Source organism: Lysinibacillus sp. LZ02, assembly GCF_050613145.1.
GTDB lineage: Bacteria > Bacillota > Bacilli > Bacillales_A > Planococcaceae > Lysinibacillus_B.
The window spans coordinates 2,647,030-2,666,835 of the sequence record NZ_CP192507.1; the positions used below are offsets into that span (position 1 = coordinate 2,647,030).

Sequence of the window (19,806 nt, forward strand, 5' to 3'; positions counted from 1 at the left end):
AAAATTACATTAGGCGCCTCTACTCATCCAAATATCCACATCTCCCATACTTGGTACCTTTTATAGGCTATTCACATAAAAATAAGGTTAATACGCTGATGGAAGGATGACGTTTTGAGTAAGACTGTTACACATTTTTTCGGGCACGCCATGACCGGGCAAGGAATGAAAAATGTTTATAAAGACTTAATGAATGAGGCAGAAACAGTATATCTCTTAAAAGGTGCACACAGCTTTCAAGTAGCTGCACTTCTACAAAAACTAGGCAGCTACTATCATGAAAAAGGCGCTGACATCGAATATTTTCATGATCCTCTATTTGAACAGGCAATTGAAGCGGTATTTGTGAAAACACCGCATCCTATTTTATTTCTTCAAGCAACAAACCTAACCATCAAACCCGATTTTATGAATATGCGAAACGATGTCATCTCCCTTTCTGATTGTATAGATGAGCAGAAGCTTGCCGCTAATGAAACGTTTCTCACGCTAATAGAAACAAAAAAAACCTACTATCAACAATGCTTCACCGCACTGGCAAACGCTATTCATATTCATGATGACTGGGAAGTTGAAACGAGAAAGCAGATGAATTGGAAAGGATTAGACCATCAATATGCGGAGTTAGTAACTCATCTTTTTGAAGGAAAAAAGCTTGAGAAGCCGTCTACGTTAACCCATCGATTGCTTGGTACATTAACGCCTGCAGGAGCTCGCGATACCGTGCAAAGCATTACGCAAAACCTGGAAAAAAGATTATTTATTAAAGGGTACCCTGGTACAGGAAAGTCTTCTATGATGAAAAAGCTAGCAAACGAAGCATTAAACCGTGGATTTGATGTGCAGCTCGTATGGTGTGGGTTAGATTCCAATTCGATTGATATGGTTATTTTGCCTGAATTGAATTTTTGCATTTTTGATAGCACCGAGCCCCATGTCTACTTCCCTGATGAAAATCGTCCCGGTGATGCCATTTTTGACATCGCCAAGCACTGCCAGCCAACAGCAGTAGAGGAGGCAAACATTAAGAGCATTGTTGCTAAATATAAAGCTGCCATTAGCGAAGCGACACATTTTGCTAAACTATATGCAGAGGAAGAGCGAAAAGTCCGAGCAATGGTTGATGATGCACTGGATCTAGACGAATTGGAGAAACGGACAGCGAAGCTATTTAAGCTAATATAGGACTGTAGAATCGTGCTAGGTACCACCGCTTGGGGATGAAAACCCAACACCCGATACCTAGCACCTTCCCCATTATTTTACATGAGTTTTTTACATAAAGGTAATTTATATAAACTTATAGAATTACTTATAAGGGCATTCATTTATTCTAAAGTTTTTTGAAACATTTATAAATTTTATTCGTATATGAAATAATTAACAGTTTAATAGAACAATATCGGAGGAATAAAAAATGAAGAAAAAAATCTATACATCTGTTTTAGCATCCGCACTTATTGTGCCAGCAGTTGTTGTACCGGCAAGTGCTGAAACATCGTTTACTGATATTTCTACTTCAAGTCCATATGCAGAAGCGGTAGAATTTTTAAAGGAGCAACATATTATTACGGGATATGGTGATCAAACGTTTCGTCCAACGGAAACCATTTCTAGACAACATGTGCTCTCGATTTTAAGTAAAATTGCGGATTTGACACCTGTTCGTGATGGAAAGACTTTCAAGGATGTACCGACTACACATCCTTATTATGAGGCAATTCAAAATGCCTATCGTGCGGGCATTATCGACGGTTATCAAGACCATACATTCAAACCTGATGCGCCGATCACACGTGCTCAAATAGCCAAAATATTAGCACTTACTTTTAATTTACAAGCTGAAACAGCCTATAAATTCCAAGACGTACCAGCAAGCCATTGGAGTAACGAATATATTCAGGCACTTGCTGGGACAGGAATAACAACGGTAGTAAACAATGGTCTTTACGAACCAAATGAAAACTTAACAAGAGGTCATTATGCGCTATTTTTATATCGACTACTGCATAACGAGAAGGAGCCAGTTATGAACCAACATATCGGTCATTGGAGTGGGACGATTGACATTCCTCAAATCCCTTTAAATATTCAATTAACATTAAAAGAAGATGGCACTGGTACATTCTCTGTTCCAGCACAAGGATTAACGGATTACCCTGTTAAATCGGTGACTGTAAAAGATGATGCTGTTCGTATGGAGATTGATTTAGCAGGTTCTTCCATCATTGTTGAAGGGACTGTAAAAGAAAATCAAATAACAGCTACTTTCACACAAAACGGCATAACTTTCCCGCTGACATTAACACCTTACGAAGCGCCGGAAGTAACATATGAAGAATGGGCGGTCCCTGTTACAGATGGTGAATTAAAAGTAGCGGTAGAATGGCCAACTGTTGAAGCAAATGCACCCGTTCCTGTTGCCATTATCATTGCAGGCTCAGGTCCTACAACAAAAGACGGCAATACGGTTCTTGGTGAAAATAATAGCTTAAAAATGCTTGCGGAAGATTTAGCTGCACAAGGTATCGCGACAATTCGTTTCGATAAACGCGGTGTGGGCGATAATGCCAGCCTCGTTAAAAAAGAAGAAGATTTAATATTTAATACTTTTGCACAAGATGTGGAAAGTATTGTGAAAGCAGTTAATGACGATGCACGCTTCTCAACAGTGCATGTCATCGGTCATAGTGAAGGGTCGTTAGTAGGGATGGTTGCTGCTACATCTACAAAAGTAGATTCCATCATCTCCATCGCTGGTGCAGGGCGTCCAATTGATGAAGTATTAATGGAACAATTAACACCTCAACTACCAGCAGACTTACTCAACGTAAGTAAGGATATATTAGCGTCATTGAAAAAAGGCGAGCTTGTGGACGATGTACCGGAAACATTGTATTCCTTATTTAGACCGTCTGTTCAGCCGTATCTCATTTCTTGGCTACAGTATGACCCGGCTAATGTTCTAAAATCTTTGGAGATCCCGACGCTTATAATCCAAGGGAAAAATGATTTACAAGTAAAAGTAACCGATGCTGAGCGTCTAAGTAAAGCCAAGCCAAGTGCTGAGGTCGTTTATTTTGATACGATGAACCATGTATTAAAAGAAGCACCAACTGATACAAAGGGGAATATGGACACTTATTCAAATCCAACGCTCCCTCTTGCTGAAGGACTAGTGGAAGACATCAGCTCGTTTATTTTAGAAAAATAATTGGCATATGCATTTCTATAAGTATTTACAACATCTACAGGCGGCTACATGTTTAGCCGCCTGTAACTATTTGAAAATACTAAGGAAATATTCACTTTTACCATAGCAGACATTCCCCCTACTCTTTACTGGAGAAGGGATTGCTCTATTTAGTCATTTTTCAACTCAATGACAATCGGCTCCATTTTGATGTCTCGACTATTACCACCAGATTGATTAACAGTGACACTAACAGATGTATCACCGAATTCATCTGTTCCTTGCATTTGTTCACCACTACTTTGTGGATAACTTACTAGATGTAATTGAGGTGCAATCGTTATTGTCGTAGCATGTTCATCTAGTTTTTCGAATGTTTTTCCTATCATCATATCATGAATTTCGCCTCTCCCCCCATTTCCTACTCCCTCATAAAAGTTTCCAACATTATCTGTCATAGTAAAATCTAAGTTTACAGAATTCCATTCCTGTAATACGTTCTCTTCTAGTTGTTGACGGGCATACACAATAACAGACATAGGTGTTTGTGTAATTTTCTCTATCGTCACTTTTATACCATCTTGCTCTACAGATTGATTGATCGATGTTGTATATTGTGTTGTTGCATCAACAGAAAAAGCAAAACGCCAGTTTCCGTTAATCACCTTCTCTGTTTCAGGATTGAGTATTTTATCAATAGCCCACACTATATGCGCTGTCTGTCCAACATTTTGTCCAATGCTCCCAACCCTCAGTACACCTACATAATTATGCTCATCTACCTTCATTACTTCCATACCCGAAGTATGACCATCCGCGTCTTTTAATGATGTCATTTCACGAAAAGATGGCTGTTCCCCAAGTGGTTTCTCACTGTAAATGGAATACGTGATAAATACCGTTTCCCCGTCATAAATTGCATCATTGATCGTTATTTCAATGCCTTTGCTTTTTTCTGTTAATAACACTTCTGTTGAAAACTCTTTATAATTTTCATAAAGTGCGGACCGGTCGCCATCAATAAACTTAAAAATATCTCTTACAATCGGAATACTCCCTGCAGAAGCTGGAAAAGCAAGACCCACTCCTATACCGCCAATGACAAACAATATACTAGCAATAGCAAAACGTGGTAGCCATCCATTGCGTTTTTTCTTTTTTGTCATCGTTTGCTGTAAATATTTTTTTACCCGCGCTTTTTCAATGTCATGTACTTCAAGTTCTATAAACTCGGTTTGATCCAATTCAATATCATTAAACGCCTTATAAATCTCCTTCATACAGAACGCCCCCTAACTTCAAATGTGTGGCTTGTTGCTGCAATTTTTTCTTCCCTCGGTAAATGCGATTATCTACAGCTGTACGGGTTAAATGAAAGTGCACCGCAATATCATCTGTTTTCATACCGAGGAAAAATTTCATCATAAAAATATGCCGATCCATTTGATCAAGATGGTTAAGTAAACGAATGATTTCTTCGTTATTTTCGTGATGAATGAATATGTCCTCAGCGGAATGTTCAACGAGCGTGTCCAATTCCTCTGAGGAAATCTCCATATTTTTTGCTGCTTTCCTATAATAATCAATGGCTTTAAACTTTGAAATCACACAGATCCATTTTCGAAAATCATTCGTATCTCCTTTAAATTGGTCTGCATGATGCCAAACACTTAAAAACACATCATTGATACATTCTTCGATTAAATCCTCTCTTTTTATTGGCAACAATACGTTTGTCACTACCCCTTTTACGAGCGCCATGTAGTGATCAACTACGTATTCAAGTGCATCCTCCTGCTGCTTTTTCAAGCGTTTTATAAAATTTCGTTCAGTTGATTTCATGACATCATTCCCTCTCCGTTCATCGTAAAGGCCCTTACACTTAATACAACGAAAGAAAATACGCTTTCTCTCTAAAACTACAATTTTATTTCAAAATAATTACACAAAAACATTATATTTCAATACTTAAATATATTCTTGATTAAAAAAGGGGCGACTTAAAGACCGTTTTATACGACCTTTTGAGTCCCCCTCTTTCATATCAACACTGGCTTACAATGCTTGAATAATAAACCACACAACAGGAATAAATAGTGCAGGCAACATATTCACGGTTTTGCTATCTTTAATACCTAAAATCGATAAGCCTGATGCAAAAATTAAAATACCGCCAACGATAGACACTTCTGTCATAAGCTCTGCCGTTAAAAAAGGTTCAATATACTGCGCACTTAAATAAATACCGCCTTGCCATAAAAAAAGAACGACAGCCGAAAACATAATACCAATACCATAAGTGGCGGCTAGTGCCATGGAGGTTACTAAATCAAGCGTCGCATTCGTCAATAAATATGTATGATTATCATGTAACGCACTTTCAAGCGGTCCTAAAATCGATAACGTCCCCACACAAAAGAGTAAAATCGCAGTTGATAAGCCTTTGCTCAGCTCTGAATTGCCAAAACGTCCGACAAGCCGATTAAAACGCCCTTCTAAATCTAGTATAGTCCCGATTAAACTGCCGACAGCTAAACTAATAATAAACAGCACGGGAAATATACTATTTGGCATATTCGTAACAATCGCATTCGCCCCTAACGCAACAGCCGCAAAACCCATCGCATTAAATAAAGCCGTTTGGTACTCTTCTTTAATGCCCTTTTTGAGCACCGTGCCAATGATCGTACCTATAATAATCGTGCTCACATTTACAATCGTTCCAAACATTTCGCACCTCCTCATCATGTATTATAGTAAAAAGCATATCGTCACGTCATCGCGCCTTCTATTTTTAGAAAATATATCCCACAAACATTCACCTATTGTAATTATAGAAAAAGGTTGCCGGACAAAATACCGACAACCTTAAAAAGCCTTATGTTGTTTCTGCTTAATTTTTTGACGATGTAGTTACCGATAATGCCAATCCAAAGTATGGCTACAACATAAAATATGTATTGTGAAATAAAATCTCTACCGATATTAAAAGCAGTTAAAGTAATTGGCATATACACAAATACCCAGTATCTACCACTTCCACATCATCTTATTATCCTCCATTTCAACCTCTTAATCCTGTAATAACAGTAAAAATTATAATGAACATGTGATACTTGTTTACAATGTAATAATATCTATACAAAAACATTACTTTTAGACTTAAAAACTAGTGATACAATAATGAATAATTACCTATTAATTATTAACTTCAGTCATATTTCATACGACATATACTATTCAATTTGCTTACTAAAAATACAGAAGGAGTATTGCCCAACCTTGTTGATTTACTCTTATGAACTATCGTCTAACTATTTATATTTATGAAAATGTTAATGCGCATCGCATAAGGAGATACTACATGAAAATTAGTACATTATTAAAAACTACCGCAACCATTACGATCATCTTAATAATGGTAAATGGTTGGAGCATTTATTCTTTATTAAAACATTTGGAAAGCGAAACGAATGCTTTAACTTTAGACGAAGAGGTAACCTCATTAGTCAACCAACTGCAATCAGCTTCCGATTACATAACAAATGAAGTAAGAGCTTATACGCAATTCGGAGAGAAAGAACACTATGATAATTATTGGAAAGAAGTGAATGAAACTAAAACAAGTGAACATATTTTTCATAACCTCCAACAACTTGAGGTTCCTACTGAATTGTTAGAATTGATTGAATTCGCACATCAAAATTCCAGCGGATTAGTATCACTAGAAGAAGATGCAATAAAAGCAGTGGCAGAAGGTGACTTTGAAGAAGCACGATTTCTCGTTTTTGGTCCAAAATATAAAATCAGCAAAGGCATTATTGAACAATCTTTAGTGGAATTTAATACAAAATTAGCCTCTTGGACAGATTCCAAAGTGGCAGAGACCAAACAAAATGTACATACGGGATTAATCATATTAATAGTCTCTGCCTCGCTCGTCATTATATCTATACTTATTGCATTTATCCTTTTATACATTAAAGTGAAGCCTTTAGGAAAGCTGACACAAGCGGCAGATGAAATTACCTCTGGAAATTTAAACATAGACAACTTAACTGTAAAGTCAAAAGATGAAGTGGCTCAGTTGGCATCTTCATTTAATCAAATGGTCATTAATCTAAGAGAGATCTTAACAACCGTCAGTAGAGCAAGTGAGAATTTAACTGCTTCTTCTGAACGATTAGCAGCGAGTACAGCTCAAACGAGTGAAGCAGCACACCAGGTTAGTTCTTCTATCGAAGAAGTAGCCAATGGGGCAAATCTACAGCTGCAACAAATACAAGAAAGTACGCAAACAATTACGGAAGTTTCTAAAGGACTTCAGCTGATCGCTCATAATACTTCTTCTGTCGCACAATCTTCGGAAGAGACAACACAGAAATCACAAATGGGCGAAAAAAGTATTACGCAAGCAATCGACCAAATGCGAACAATTGAAGAAACGGTGAAAAAGACTGCACAATCGATTGTATTACTTAATGAACGTTCAAAAGAAATCGAGAAAATTATTATTGCAATATCAAATATAGCAGACCAAACAAATTTGTTAGCATTGAATGCTGCCATTGAAGCTGCACGGGCTGGCGAACATGGAAAAGGGTTCGCTGTAGTGGCTGATGAAGTAAGGAAATTAGCTGAACAGTCCAATACATCTGCCCAGCACATTACACAAATTATTCAATCGATCCAATCTGATACACTTGCAACAGTGACGCAAATGAATCATGTTACCGAAAGTGTGTTAGATGGCGTGAAAATCATTGAACATACAGGAGGATCATTTAAAGAAATATTAGATTCTACTTATTCTATAGCTAGTCAAATCCAAGAAGTATCCGCTATTTCCGAACAAATAGCCGCTAGTGCTGATCAAGTCAATACTTCCTTTGAATTAGTAATGTCTATTACAGAAAACACCGCCTCAAAAGCACAAACTGTTGCAGGACTTTCTGAGGAACAATATGCTTCTGTGGAGGAAATTACAGGATCAACGGACGAATTGAGTAAACTTGCTTTAACGTTAAATGATGAAGTAGGGAAATTTAAGTTTTAACTCGTAATGAGTAAAATTTCATCCTAAAAATACCAGTTAAATAGTGAAAGGTATGTATCATAGCCTCCGCGCTTTGCCACAGCCTACACAGGAGCTAAAACAGGCGCGGCCTGTTTGGATCTCCTGTTACGGCTCCTGTGGCTATGGCGCGCTACGGCAAAAGTAAATACTTCTCAATATGCTAGAAAAACATTTCTCTTCTTTAACTTTCTATTTACACATATCGTTGCCTAGTAGCCCCTGTAATCTTTGAGGATATTTATTGTTTTGAGCAAACCATTTTTTATTGAACAATAGTTGCTTGTAGCGGAGGCACGAGAGTGTAGCTGACGGCATGCGCCTTTCGCTACAGAGCAATGTTTTTCTGCACCGGAAGTGAAGCGGCAGGTGCCAAAGCTTCCTACGGGAAAAGCGTTAAAGGAACGAAGGCTAAAACCGTCACGTCCTGTGCCAACGCCTTCGTGACCAACATCATGTTGGCCCCAAGACCCCGCAGGAAATTTATTTGCGACGAAAGCCCAGCGACAGGAGCACTGAAGCATGAGCGACGAGGAGGCTTGATCTCGCCCGTGGAAAGCGAGTGCCGGAGCGGAAAGCAACGGTTACTTAAATGGTAATATATGTTTCACAATTTGTTCATTATGAATTTTAATCTTTTTTAGAACGATGACACTTCACTGCTAAACTAAAGTAATATGCAATAAAAAGCGACGACTTATCGTATCATGTAGTCGCCGCTTTACCTTCTCTATTTTCAACAGCTAAAACCTAACAACTATTTATTACGTCAAATAAAATAATCCCCCGCTCATAATGTCAATGCAAATTCGCGGCATGTAACGTTCCTCTAATGCTGTTTTTTCAATTTCATAGCATTCTGATTTGTTGTCTACCCCTTCATAAAAATAATCCAGTACACGTAGCTCCTTGGTTAAACGCTGCTGTGCATCACTTGCCCAAGTGTGCTCCTCCTGATGAATAAGCGCTTCGATTGTTTCATCTAACCGCTTAAGGGCGTGCAATGGTTTAATAATATACGGAAGTGCATACACATCCCCTGGTATGTTAGGCGTCAAATGAACGGTGTGTAATGATTCATGGAAACCGTCCTCCATCTCACCTGTCATTAAATTAATCCCTAATGAATATAACTTTTCTTTCGCGAGATCACATTTGTATGACACTTTATAATTAACACAAAGCCAAGGTGTCAGCGTCGCCCCGCGCTCTACTTGTTCAAACATTTGGACAAAAGCCCCTAGCTCTTTTGTGACACGAAACAGCTGGGTAAGCCGCGGCGAACCATAATTGACAATTTCTCCAGCAAGGCCCTGTTGCATATATTGCGAATCTGTAATAAACGTCACTTGCATCGGATTAGGTTCACCATTTGTGCTCTCAATATATTGCCAATAAAAAGGACGATTCATCATTTTTTTATCCATATCAATCGTTAATTGGACTGTCATTACATGTGGACTACTCGTTACAATGTCGCAACCTGTTTCCGTAAAAAATGTTTGTAAATATTGCTGCACTTGTTGTGGGTACACAATCATCCCTCACTTATCAATTAATTAAATCGATTTTTCAGATAAAATGGCATCTAGCTCCCCTACTACTTTTTCAAACACATCAATTTTTTCACTTAACAAACGAACAATGTCTTCTTCAATCGTATGTTGAATCGCTAAATTATAAATATGCACATCCTGCTCCTGCCCTAAACGATGGACACGACCAATCCGTTGCTCCAGCTTCATCGGATTCCATGGCAAATCATAATTAATGACATGCGAACAAAACTGTAGATTGATTCCTTCTCCACCCGATTCAGTCGCAATGAGTACTTGCGCCTTATCTCTAAAAAGCTGCTTCATCCAGTCGCGCTTACTTTTACTAAATTTCCCGTTAAAAGTAACACTCGTTATTCCCTTTGTCTGCAAATACCATTGTAAATACGCTTGTGTTGCACGATATTCTGTAAAAATTAGTACTTTATCATTCGCTTGTTGAATAATTTCCAATGTTTTTTCTGCCTTTGAGTTAATCTCTAGTGCCATTAACTCTTCAATGAGCCTTTCAATATAATCAATTTCCTCTTCATTCGTACATTTTTGACGCATCGTATTGAGGGTTAAATAGGTCGCTTCCTTACTACTACACATTTCTTTAATTAACGTAATCATTGAAAATGCCCCGGAAAATACAGATGAGATATTTTTTAAATTTAGAATTTGGTTATATACTCGCTGCTCCTCATCTGTAAAACGAATAGATACCATTTCAACACAGCGATTCGTCCATTCAATGCCTGTATCCTGACGACGATTCCTTACCATCACCTGATGCACAAGCTCCTTTAAAAATTCATCATGCTCTAAATCATATTTACTTGCAGAGAAAGCAGATTGAAATGCCTCAAAGCTCCCTAAATGACCTGGTTTCAATAAAGAAATTAAATAAAATAGCTCGAACACATTATTTTGAATCGGTGTAGCCGTTAACAATAAACAAAACTTTTTCTTTAAGCTTTGGACAAATTGGTAGATTTGAGTTTTATGATTTTTTAATTTATGTGCCTCATCAATAATAATCATGTCAAATTGCTGGGTGTAAATTTGTTCCCTATGTGGACTTTTTTTCGCTGTATCCATACTCATGACGATGATTGGATAGTGGTCAATTTGGGTATTCTTTTTATAGGCATGTGCCGGAATAAAAAATTTACTGTTTAATTCATCCACCCACTGATTAATAAGGGAAGCTGGCGCTAATATTAAGGCTTTTTTAACAAGCCCGCGAATAAGGTACTCTTTTAAAATAAGCCCTGCTTCAATTGTTTTCCCAAGACCTACCTCATCAGCTAAAATGGCCTTGCCATTCATTCGCTCAATAACCGTTTCAGCCACTTGTAATTGATGTGGCAATGGCGAAAGGTTGGACAGGATTTTAGGGCATTGTAAACCGGAGAAATCAGGAATTAGATTCATTTTCTCCACTTCGTAACTCATATTGTATAACTGCCAATTATCCCAAGAGACTTTTTGTTCTAATCGCTCTATAAATCCCTCTTGCCATTCAGACGACCTTTCAATAATTATGCCCGCCACCTCCCAACGTTTTCGCTTAGATTACCCAAAAAAGAAAAAGCTATGTTTGGGAAAAGTAACTAGAAATAATGGGTTGTTGATTTTTGATCACTACTATGTCTTAAAACTTCCAAGCATAGTAAGCCATATTGATAAACACAATAGATATATAACTAGTCATAACGATTAAAAGTAGATGGTAAGCGCTAATAGAAATAATATGTAACGAAGGATTTACTAAAATTAACAAAACAAGCATGACGGCTAAAAGCCAAAAATAACTTATGTAAATGCCCCGTTCTCTAATTTTTTGTGCTCTTTCATCCTTCGCTTTAAAATGACTGTCTAAATAAGCTAAGCAAAAGCACATAATCGATATACCGATTATCATTAAACTTTCTGGAAACTTGCCTTGACTAATATGAGCCCAGTTGATTAGTCCGCCCACTATTAAAAAGAAAAAGTGATCTATTCATTATTCTCCTCCTCGTAAATAAAAATATCTTCAATTTGACAGTTGAACACACTTGCTAGCTTAAATGCGAGTATGATGGACGGATTATATTTTTCTTTTTCAAGCGAAATAATCGTTTGTCTTGAGACAGCTAATAATTCAGCTAGCTGATCCTGCGTCATATGATGTTGTGCTCGTAGTTTTTTTATATTGTTTTTCATATTTCCTCCACCTAAAAGTAAAGTTAACTTTACATCGCGCTAAAATAAAAGTCAAGTGTACTTTACATTCCGTTACACTTGACTCTCCTGCTTTATATTTAATTATGATTATCCACATCAATATACTACTTACCCCATCTTATTTTCCCAATAATATTGCATTGCTTGGGCTATCCATTCTTCTTCTTGTTTTGAAAAAGGTGAAGGGAAGAGCTCGGTGTTGTCCTCCATTTCAATCTCTTGACCTTGTAATTCTTGTACAAGCTCCATTGTGCCTGGGTATACTTCAAGTGCTAAGGCAAAATATTGTTCAATTAATGCTTGAACACCTGAGCTTGCTACATCTTGCCCAAAAGTCGCTTTTAGTTCATCAAAAAGCCGCGCCATTTTACTGTTTAACTCCATTTGCTTTTCCTCTGATAAACTGTACATTTGCTCAACAGAATGCTTTGGAAAATAATTTTTCAACCATTCCTTTTGCTCATCCTCTTTATGAATGTTGTGGATAAGGGCCATAAACACATTTGCACTCACTGTTCCTTGCTCCTCCATCATAAATAATGCGTGATCAAGTGCACGAATGACGCGGTCAAGATGCTCCCTTTTTTGTACCATCTCCTGCTTTTGAAATTGGAGAGATTCTTGTAAATCCCAATCGGTTAAATAAATCAATTCATGAATTTTCTCTAATGAATATCCTAGAAATTTGAGAGAGACAATTTTTTGGAGCTGAATAATATTTTCATCTGAATAATAACGGCGCCCAGATGCAGAAAGAAAGGATGGCTTCAATAAATCCATTTCATCGTAATAATGCAATGTCCGAATGGTCATTCCTGTTTTTTTAGCAAATTCCCCAATAGAATATTGTGTAGACACTATGTACCCTCCTTGCTTCATGTTTATACTTATTGTAAAGGCTAACGTAACGTGAGATGCAAGTGAAAATAGAGTGACCAATGCCGTTGTCACTCTATTTCTGAACATTATTCATAGTGTCGAATTAAATTTCGAATTAAGTCCAGCTGCAGTTCATATTGCTTAAAAACATTTTGAAAAAGCATTTCTGTCACTTCGTCCATCGGCATATGATTTCGTTTTACTTCAATCCCTGCCTTTTGTTGATCTAATTGTGCTTCTAATAATAATTGTTGATTTTGTAATGCTTGGCGTATTTCATCCTTCTCCAAATATTGGATAAAACTCAGACCTGTATATAGCTGACTCGGCAAATGGACAGAAGACACTTGCAATGATTCTACTAATAGCTGACTAAATTCCTTTTCTCCTGCTGCTGTAATTTTATAGATCGCCTTCGAACGATTACCCGTTTGTTCAATCGCGTCAATTTCAACTAACACTTCCTTCTCCATCTTTTTAAGTGCATGATAAATCGACCCAGGCAAAATACCTGCCCATGCATCCGTTTGACTCTTCGTTAATAATTGTTGGATCTCATACCCAGACATCGGTTTTGATTTTAACAATCCTAAGACCATTAATCTTGTCATAATGCATACCCCTCAATATTAAATATTCAACATTGAGTATTATAGCATAAAAATTAGGACGTACGCTTCTTCCAACTTCTCCATTTCCCCTCCTCACTACTCTCCCATTTAAAGGTTGAAATCGATAGTAACAAGGCAAATAATAAATAAACAAATAGGGTGCCAAAACCGATCAACAATGTGCCCTCTTCTACTAACAATAACCCTCGAAGTGCCTTCACATAATGTTCGAACGGCAAAACTTTACCGATGAACACTACCCATCCTGGTGCACGATCAAGGCTGTAAAAAGCTTCACTCATAAAAATCATGGGCAGTTGTATGAAATTAGAAATCATACTGATTTGTGCTTCATTACGCGCAAAATTACTTATAACAAAACCGATACTTGTAAAACAAAGTGTCCCTATGCCAATTAGTAAAAACGTTATCAGGAATGTAGTGCCCGTTACATTTATATCAAACAATAAAATACCCGTTAGCCATATGATGAAATTAATGAGTACACCAACAGATGTTCTTGCAAGCACCATGATGAAGATAAATAAAATCAGTGGCATAGGTGTTAGCTTTACTAATTTATACACGCCCCGATTTCGCTGTGCATGTACTTGGAACGCAATCCCTTGCATTCCCCAAAATATTGTACTGATAGCTGTAATCCCTGCAACAATTTGCAGTTGCTGTTGACCTTGATCGAAATAATAGCCTAAACCAATCATCATGAGTAATGGAAAGGCTAATGAATAAAATACCGTAATCTTATCTCTTACTGCCGTAACAAGCATCAATTTAAAAATTACTTGAAACATTGCGTTCCCCTCCAATAGCCAATTTTAAATACAGTTGCTCTAAATTCGATACATGATGCTCACTACATAGTGTACTTGGATTTCCTTGTGCAATGATTTCTCCTTGGTCAATCATCATAACTCTTGTAGCTAACTTGTCGACTTCATCCATATCATGTGAAGTAAAGACAATGGTTTTATTCTGCTTATGAAGTTGCTTGATGAGTTGATGAATTTCCTGACGCGCACGTGGATCGAGCGCTGCTGTCGGTTCATCTAAAAAGATAACCTCTGGATTATGAATGAGTGCAATTGAAATTGCTAATCTTTTTTGCTGTCCACCCGAAAGTTTGGATGCATCCACTTTCCTTACATCATATAAACCACATATTTTTAGCATGTCATTCACTTGGCAATCTGTTAATTTTTTCTTATAAAAAGCAGCAAAAAGCTTTAAATTTTCAAAGGCATTAAGACCGACAAAAAACGGTGCTGCCTGAAGCTGTACACCAATTTTTTCGTTGTATGCATCCAGCCAATAATTGATTTCCCCTGCATCTGCCTTTCTAAGACCAATCACTATTTCAAGCGTCGTTGATTTCCCTGCACCATTTGGACCAATAACAGCTAAAATCTCCCCTTGTCCAATCTCCAAATGAATCCCTTTCACAATTTTTCGCTTGTTATACGACTTTTGAAGATTGATTGCTTGAATAAACATTATTATCCCCCCTTTTTAGTCAACAACAAATACTCAACGTTGAATATTAGTTGTTGACTATATGATATGCGACACTATTTACAATGTAAAGGATTTTTCATTTAATATTTTTTATTTACAATCCAGTAGTGCATCATTTGCACCATGCCAATTATGATGAGAAGTGTTACAGCCATATTCAGGAGCCATGCCTCCCCCATACTACCGACCATCAGCATAGAGATGGCCCGAACACTCATACTGCCGGGGTTGATTATATCAAGCAAAGGATGTAACCCAGCAGTTAATCGACACAACAAAAGCACGACAATACTCACTAGCGCAATAAACGCCTGACTATTAAACATCGCACTGAGCATGACTACAAATGTCATTAAAAATAGTATCCAAACACTATAAACAGCTAGTGCAAGTAGTACATTGGCAAATGGTACAGCTGTAAACAAAAAGGCTGTGTAACTATATGACACAAAATACCCTATCGCTACACAACTAATAGCTAATACATAGTGTGTGATCATTTTACTACCTAAATAAGAAGCAATGGAAACAGGTCTTGTTAAAATAAATGCCAACATGCCATTGGCTCTTTCTGCTTGAATAACGCCCATCGACGCAACTACAAGAATAATGATACCAAGTTGGTCAAATTGTGAGCTTAATGTAGAGGCGAGCACTTCCCGTCCATTATAATTAGTCATGGCGGGATCAATTGTAATGCCTTCTACTCCACCAAACATTTCTACTATAACAGGCAAATAAAACATCAGTATGGGCTGAGTTAGCCCTAACAATATAAAAACAATAGGTAGCCAAATGATTTTATATTCGTGCATCATTTGGCTAATTTCCTTTTTACTTAATGCGAAAAAAGTACTCATACATCCACCACCAATGATAAAAATTTCTCTTCAAGACTTTCGTTGCCACCTATTTCGAACTTTTGAAAGCGAATATGTTCTTTTAATACATGCTGTAAGAAATGATGTGCATTTTTTTCTACATCATCTATAGAAATTTTAAAACGCCCCTGTACATATTGTATTTTTTGTATATATGGCAACTGTTCCAGCCTTTTTAATCGTTGCTCATCTTCTGATTGGATTGTTATATAAATGACATTTTCTCGCTGTTGATTAAGTAGCTCCGTTTTTGTAGCATCTTCTATTTTCTTCCCGTTTTTAATCATGACAAAGCGCTCACAAATTTCTTCCGCATCCCCTAAAATATGTGTAGACAATAAAATCGTCGTGTCTTTTTTAATGTCTTTTAGCAAATTTAATACTTCTCTTCGACCAATCGGATCTAGCGCTGATACAGGTTCATCCATAATGAGTAACGCCGGTTTATGCAGCAAGGCTTGTGCAATCCCTAAACGCTGCTTCATCCCCCCTGAAAATGTTCCTACTTTGGCTTGTGCTTCATCTGTTAATCCTACTTTGGCTAAAATTTTCGGAATGTCCATATGCAATTGCTCTTTCGCTATACCCGATAAAGTCCCCATAAAATGCAATGTATCGTAAGCTGTCATCCATGTGAAAAAGTTAGGATACTGAGGCAAATAACCAATTTGATTTTTCTTAATAGCTATTTTTTGACCGTCCAATAAAATATTTCCTTCATCAGCCTCTAAAATATCGGCAATCATTTGTATTAGCGTTGTTTTGCCTGCCCCATTTGGCCCGATTACCCCTACGCATTCATTCCTCTCGACCACCATTGAAAACTGTTTGACAGCCGTTCGTTGTTTAAATTTCTTTGTAATGTTATTAATCTCTAATCGCACGCTTACTTACATCCTTTCTACCTGTAGTAAAATATAAAATCGGTCCAATCGTATTAAATAATAAAATAATGACCGTCCACTTTAAGACATTTTCACGTACCTTTCGATGGCGATATAAGTCAATTAAAGCAATCATAATTAATAACAGTGACAGCACGACAAATGGAATCAAAATAGGTAAAATCACTCCCCACTCAATCTCCCCTAGTTCATCAAATCCATAGTGCAGTTGCATATTTTCATCCCCCTTTGTTATCATTATCAATAATGATAATATAAAGAGAAGGGAAATTCACTACCTTTTTTCAACTTTACAAGCCCTTTATTCTGTATTATCTTTTGTGATAACATTATCATTTTTTATAAAAACGATTGGCTATTACGGATACGACAACTTTTAAATGATTCGGAGGCGCTCATGATGCGAAGCAAAGCAGAAGTGTTAATGCACCCTGTGAGAATGAAAATTTTACAGGCACTTATGCAAAATAAGGAAGGTGGTTTAAGTACATTGGAGATGATTACTATCATTAAAGATGTTCCGCAAGCCACTTTATATCGACATATTCAAATTTTAGTGGATGAAAATATTATTCACGTCATTAAAGAAAGGAAAGTACGTTCCGTCACGGAGAAATTTTATGCTTTACATGAAGGGGCAGCTCGACTGAATGATGCCGACTGGAAAGGCTTATCGAAAGAACAAAAAATAAATTACATTTCCAACTATCAATTAGTGTTACTATCCCAATATCAACATTATTTACAATCGCTCGAAAATCAAGCACAACATGAAGATTCAGCGACTTTTTCATTCATAGAACTAACGTTAACGAACGAGCAATTCACACATTTTCATCAAGAGCTCAATGATTTAGTGACAAAATACTATAGAATGAACAACCCAACAGAAGAAACAGAAACAAGAACAATCGCCATCAATATTATTCCAAAAACTTAAAACAGAAGGACAAGCACTCAACATTAGAAACGGCGACTTTTACCTTTCGTCGCCGTTTTCGTATGGTGTTTTGATGCACAATTAATACGTACACTCTTCCTACTCTGCATTATGCTTTTTTAACATCTCTTGCAAATACTCTTCTGATTTCCCAACAGGAATACTAAGGCTTTCCCAATTAGCTCCCTTCAACTGCTTCCCAATATATATAATTTGTCCTACATGATAAGCATAATGAGCCAACTGTCTTTCTAATGCATCAATTACACTATGTTTTTCCCCACGAATAACTACTGTTTTTAATAAATCATCTACTTTTAATGTATTTAACGTACCAAAAACCGTAGCCCAGCCCTTTTCCCACAGTGAATTCAGTTGTTCTAATGAGGATATCGTATCTTGAAATTCTTGTTCACGATTCCTGTCGGGCTTTTCACCATCTGTCGTTAAAAAATCTGTCCATCTTGACATCATATTCCCACTTAAATGCTTCACTATTATGGCGATACTGTTAGATGCCTCATTCGGCTGCCAATGGAATTCTTCTTTCGTTACCTGCTGAATAGCATCATCACCCAGTTTTTTCACACTTTCAAATCTAGCTCGAATCACTTTTAAATACTCCAATTCCATCGTCACTTAACTTACCTCCTTTTCATAAAACCCTACTGTATATATTGCTGTTAAGTACTTAACTTATATGCTCTAATACAGAAATATATGGATCAAAATATCATAGGGGGAATGCAAAAATTTCGACGAAGGAACTAGCGGTGGCTGTTCATTTATCTTCTCTAGCTGTGTTAAATTAGAGGAACAACAAATGATTGAAGGTTATTATGCACATGTCTCTCTCAAAAAAATGAACCGTCCGATTTGTGCCCTTGTAGTGCTTAAATCAAAAAATTGTAAAGCATTAGCAAACAAAAGTAGCTACTCTAAATGAGCAAAAATGCATCCTAAAAACCCCATTTAAACAGTGAAAGGTTTGTATCATAGCCTCCGCGCTTTGCCACAGCCTACACAGGAGCTAAAACAGGCGCGGCCTGTTTGGATCTCCTGTTACGGCTCCTGTGGCTATGGCGCGCTACGGCAAAAGTCAATGCTTCTCAATGTGCTAGAAAAATAGTTCTCTTATCTAAAAGAAATCATTTTCTCTCTATTTGCAAGTATAATTACCTAGTCTCTACCGTCATGCATGAGAATCTTTCTTTATTTTTAGCCAGGTGTGTTGATTCTCAAAATATTTCCTGTATAGAAGCATGTTTTTAGCAAAAACGTAATCAAAAATGACTTGCCAGTTGATTGGAGCGGAATCGGCGAGACTCCTACGGGAATCGCATGAGCTGAAGACCCCGCAGGAAATTTATTTGCGACGAAAGCGCAGCGACAGGAGCACCGAGGTACGAGCGACGAGGAGGCTGAAGCTATGCCCGTGGAAAGCGAGCCGAATGGAGCGGAAATCAACGGTTACCCAACTGGTAATATGTGTTTATAAATTTGCTCGTTATGAGTAGCTACTTAATTCTGTAGAAAATTTAGAACACTTTATCGATGCATCCATGCAATACGGCACACCTTCGACGAATATCGTGCTATCTTCACACGAGAAAAAAGTAATTGAACCTTTTGTGATTCAAAATATATAAAATAACTGCCCCTCGAATAATACTGTCTATTATTCGAAGGGCAGTTGATCGTATTATTTTTTCAACATTAAATTATGACGATAACCAAAAATAACGGTACTTACTATAATGATCGGTGCAGTGATAAATATCGCTAAATAGCGGATGAATGTCCAATCCGTTATCGTCTCGTCCAAAATGTTTATCCTTGCAAAACAAGGCACAAATATGACAACAATAAAGACATACACACTCAACTTCAGCATTGCTTTATGTTTATTTGGATATGCTTGGTGGATATATACAATCGCTACTATTGTAATGAGAAGGACAATACCAATAAATAAAAATAAGATGGATGGAACTTCCTGATTGCTCAAAAATGGTGACCC

General features: G+C 37.2%; 19 protein-coding genes and 2 pseudogenes. 6 read left to right on the forward strand and 15 right to left on the reverse strand.

All coding sequences use genetic code 11. The annotated features are described in order from the left end of the window. Positions 1 to 114: 114 nt before the first annotated feature. Complete coding sequence (locus ACQQ2I_RS12985) at positions 115 to 1,185, forward strand: nucleotide kinase (RefSeq protein WP_431027220.1); 1,071 nt, start codon at positions 115 to 117, stop codon at positions 1,183 to 1,185. Positions 1,186 to 1,417: 232 nt separating this feature from the next. Next, positions 1,418 to 3,214 carry an alpha/beta fold hydrolase gene (locus ACQQ2I_RS12990; protein WP_431027221.1) on the forward strand — a complete coding sequence of 599 codons (1,797 nt, stop codon included), beginning with the start codon at positions 1,418 to 1,420 and terminating at the stop codon, positions 3,212 to 3,214. Between the two features lie 149 nt (positions 3,215 to 3,363). Here the strand turns inward: ACQQ2I_RS12990 and ACQQ2I_RS12995 are convergent, their stop codons facing one another. From ACQQ2I_RS12995 to ACQQ2I_RS13005, 3 genes are all read right to left on the reverse strand, one after another. Next, positions 3,364 to 4,473 (reverse strand): DUF4179 domain-containing protein, encoded by a 1,110-nt coding sequence (locus tag ACQQ2I_RS12995; protein ID WP_431027222.1) that lies wholly within the window; start codon positions 4,471 to 4,473, stop codon positions 3,364 to 3,366. Then, complete coding sequence (locus tag ACQQ2I_RS13000) at positions 4,457 to 5,035, reverse strand: sigma-70 family RNA polymerase sigma factor (RefSeq protein WP_431027223.1); 579 nt, start codon at positions 5,033 to 5,035, stop codon at positions 4,457 to 4,459. The genes ACQQ2I_RS12995 and ACQQ2I_RS13000 overlap by 17 nt, the downstream gene beginning before the upstream one ends. Positions 5,036 to 5,248: 213 nt before the next feature. Beyond that, positions 5,249 to 5,923: a DUF554 domain-containing protein gene (locus ACQQ2I_RS13005; RefSeq protein ID WP_431027224.1), complete on the reverse strand. Its 675-nt coding sequence runs from the start codon at positions 5,921 to 5,923 to the stop codon at positions 5,249 to 5,251. A gap of 634 nt (positions 5,924 to 6,557) precedes the next feature. Between ACQQ2I_RS13005 and ACQQ2I_RS13010 the strand changes: the two genes are divergently transcribed. Next, a complete protein-coding gene (locus ACQQ2I_RS13010) occupies positions 6,558 to 8,249 on the forward strand; it encodes a methyl-accepting chemotaxis protein (protein WP_431027225.1) in 1,692 nt (563 codons plus the stop codon). Positions 8,250 to 9,031: 782 nt separating this feature from the next. Here the strand turns inward: ACQQ2I_RS13010 and ACQQ2I_RS13015 are convergent. The 10 genes from ACQQ2I_RS13015 to ACQQ2I_RS13060 form a co-directional block, all read right to left on the reverse strand. Further along, positions 9,032 to 9,802 carry a YqhG family protein gene (locus ACQQ2I_RS13015; protein WP_431027226.1) on the reverse strand — a complete coding sequence of 257 codons (771 nt, stop codon included), beginning with the start codon at positions 9,800 to 9,802 and terminating at the stop codon, positions 9,032 to 9,034. Between the two features lie 24 nt (positions 9,803 to 9,826). After that, positions 9,827 to 11,353, reverse strand: coding sequence for a DEAD/DEAH box helicase (locus ACQQ2I_RS13020; RefSeq protein ID WP_431030515.1), 1,527 nt, complete (start codon positions 11,351 to 11,353; stop codon positions 9,827 to 9,829). 456 nt (positions 11,354 to 11,809) lie between these two features. After that, positions 11,810 to 12,016 (reverse strand): helix-turn-helix transcriptional regulator, encoded by a 207-nt coding sequence (locus tag ACQQ2I_RS13025; RefSeq protein ID WP_431027227.1) that lies wholly within the window; start codon positions 12,014 to 12,016, stop codon positions 11,810 to 11,812. Between the two features lie 129 nt (positions 12,017 to 12,145). Beyond that, positions 12,146 to 12,895 carry a MerR family transcriptional regulator gene (locus ACQQ2I_RS13030; RefSeq protein WP_431027228.1) on the reverse strand — a complete coding sequence of 250 codons (750 nt, stop codon included), beginning with the start codon at positions 12,893 to 12,895 and terminating at the stop codon, positions 12,146 to 12,148. A gap of 107 nt (positions 12,896 to 13,002) precedes the next feature. Continuing rightward, positions 13,003 to 13,527, reverse strand: a complete 525-nt coding sequence (locus tag ACQQ2I_RS13035) for a PadR family transcriptional regulator (RefSeq protein WP_431027229.1) — start codon at positions 13,525 to 13,527, stop codon at positions 13,003 to 13,005. A gap of 53 nt (positions 13,528 to 13,580) precedes the next feature. Next, positions 13,581 to 14,339 carry an ABC transporter permease gene (locus ACQQ2I_RS13040; protein WP_431027230.1) on the reverse strand — a complete coding sequence of 253 codons (759 nt, stop codon included), beginning with the start codon at positions 14,337 to 14,339 and terminating at the stop codon, positions 13,581 to 13,583. Continuing rightward, complete coding sequence (locus ACQQ2I_RS13045) at positions 14,320 to 15,039, reverse strand: ABC transporter ATP-binding protein (protein WP_431027231.1); 720 nt, start codon at positions 15,037 to 15,039, stop codon at positions 14,320 to 14,322. The genes ACQQ2I_RS13040 and ACQQ2I_RS13045 overlap by 20 nt, the downstream gene beginning before the upstream one ends. A 101-nt stretch (positions 15,040 to 15,140) precedes the next feature. Continuing rightward, positions 15,141 to 15,920 carry an ABC transporter permease gene (locus ACQQ2I_RS13050; RefSeq protein WP_431027232.1) on the reverse strand — a complete coding sequence of 260 codons (780 nt, stop codon included), beginning with the start codon at positions 15,918 to 15,920 and terminating at the stop codon, positions 15,141 to 15,143. Next, the gene (locus ACQQ2I_RS13055; protein ID WP_431027233.1) at positions 15,917 to 16,825 is read right to left on the reverse strand and encodes an ABC transporter ATP-binding protein; all 909 of its coding nucleotides are present in this window, start codon (positions 16,823 to 16,825) and stop codon (positions 15,917 to 15,919) included. Before ACQQ2I_RS13055 ends, ACQQ2I_RS13050 begins: the two co-directional genes overlap by 4 nt. Next, positions 16,809 to 17,060, reverse strand: coding sequence for a PLD nuclease N-terminal domain-containing protein (locus ACQQ2I_RS13060; protein WP_431027234.1), 252 nt, complete (start codon positions 17,058 to 17,060; stop codon positions 16,809 to 16,811). Before ACQQ2I_RS13060 ends, ACQQ2I_RS13055 begins: the two co-directional genes overlap by 17 nt. Positions 17,061 to 17,246: 186 nt before the next feature. Here ACQQ2I_RS13060 and ACQQ2I_RS13065 point away from each other — a divergent pair, with 186 nt between their 5' ends. Next, positions 17,247 to 17,786, forward strand: a complete 540-nt coding sequence (locus ACQQ2I_RS13065; RefSeq protein WP_431030516.1) for a helix-turn-helix domain-containing protein — start codon at positions 17,247 to 17,249, stop codon at positions 17,784 to 17,786. 99 nt (positions 17,787 to 17,885) lie between these two features. Here ACQQ2I_RS13065 and ACQQ2I_RS13070 read toward each other — a convergent pair whose 3' ends face one another. Next, positions 17,886 to 18,425, reverse strand: a complete 540-nt coding sequence (locus ACQQ2I_RS13070; protein ID WP_431027235.1) for a DUF1572 family protein — start codon at positions 18,423 to 18,425, stop codon at positions 17,886 to 17,888. A 77-nt stretch (positions 18,426 to 18,502) separates the two neighbouring features. Between ACQQ2I_RS13070 and ACQQ2I_RS13075 the strand changes: the two are divergent. Together ACQQ2I_RS13075 and ACQQ2I_RS13080 are read left to right on the forward strand one after the other, a co-directional pair. Next, positions 18,503 to 18,711 (forward strand): annotated as a pseudogene (locus ACQQ2I_RS13075) (AsnC family transcriptional regulator); the annotation flags it as partial. A gap of 601 nt (positions 18,712 to 19,312) precedes the next feature. Then, a pseudogene (locus tag ACQQ2I_RS13080) lies at positions 19,313 to 19,435 on the forward strand (AsnC family transcriptional regulator); the annotation flags it as partial. 53 nt (positions 19,436 to 19,488) lie between these two features. Here the strand turns inward: ACQQ2I_RS13080 and ACQQ2I_RS13085 are convergent. After that, on the reverse strand, positions 19,489 to 19,794 hold the full coding sequence (locus tag ACQQ2I_RS13085; RefSeq protein ID WP_431027236.1) for a hypothetical protein: 306 nt from the start codon (positions 19,792 to 19,794) through the stop codon (positions 19,489 to 19,491). Positions 19,795 to 19,806: the final 12 nt, after the last annotated feature.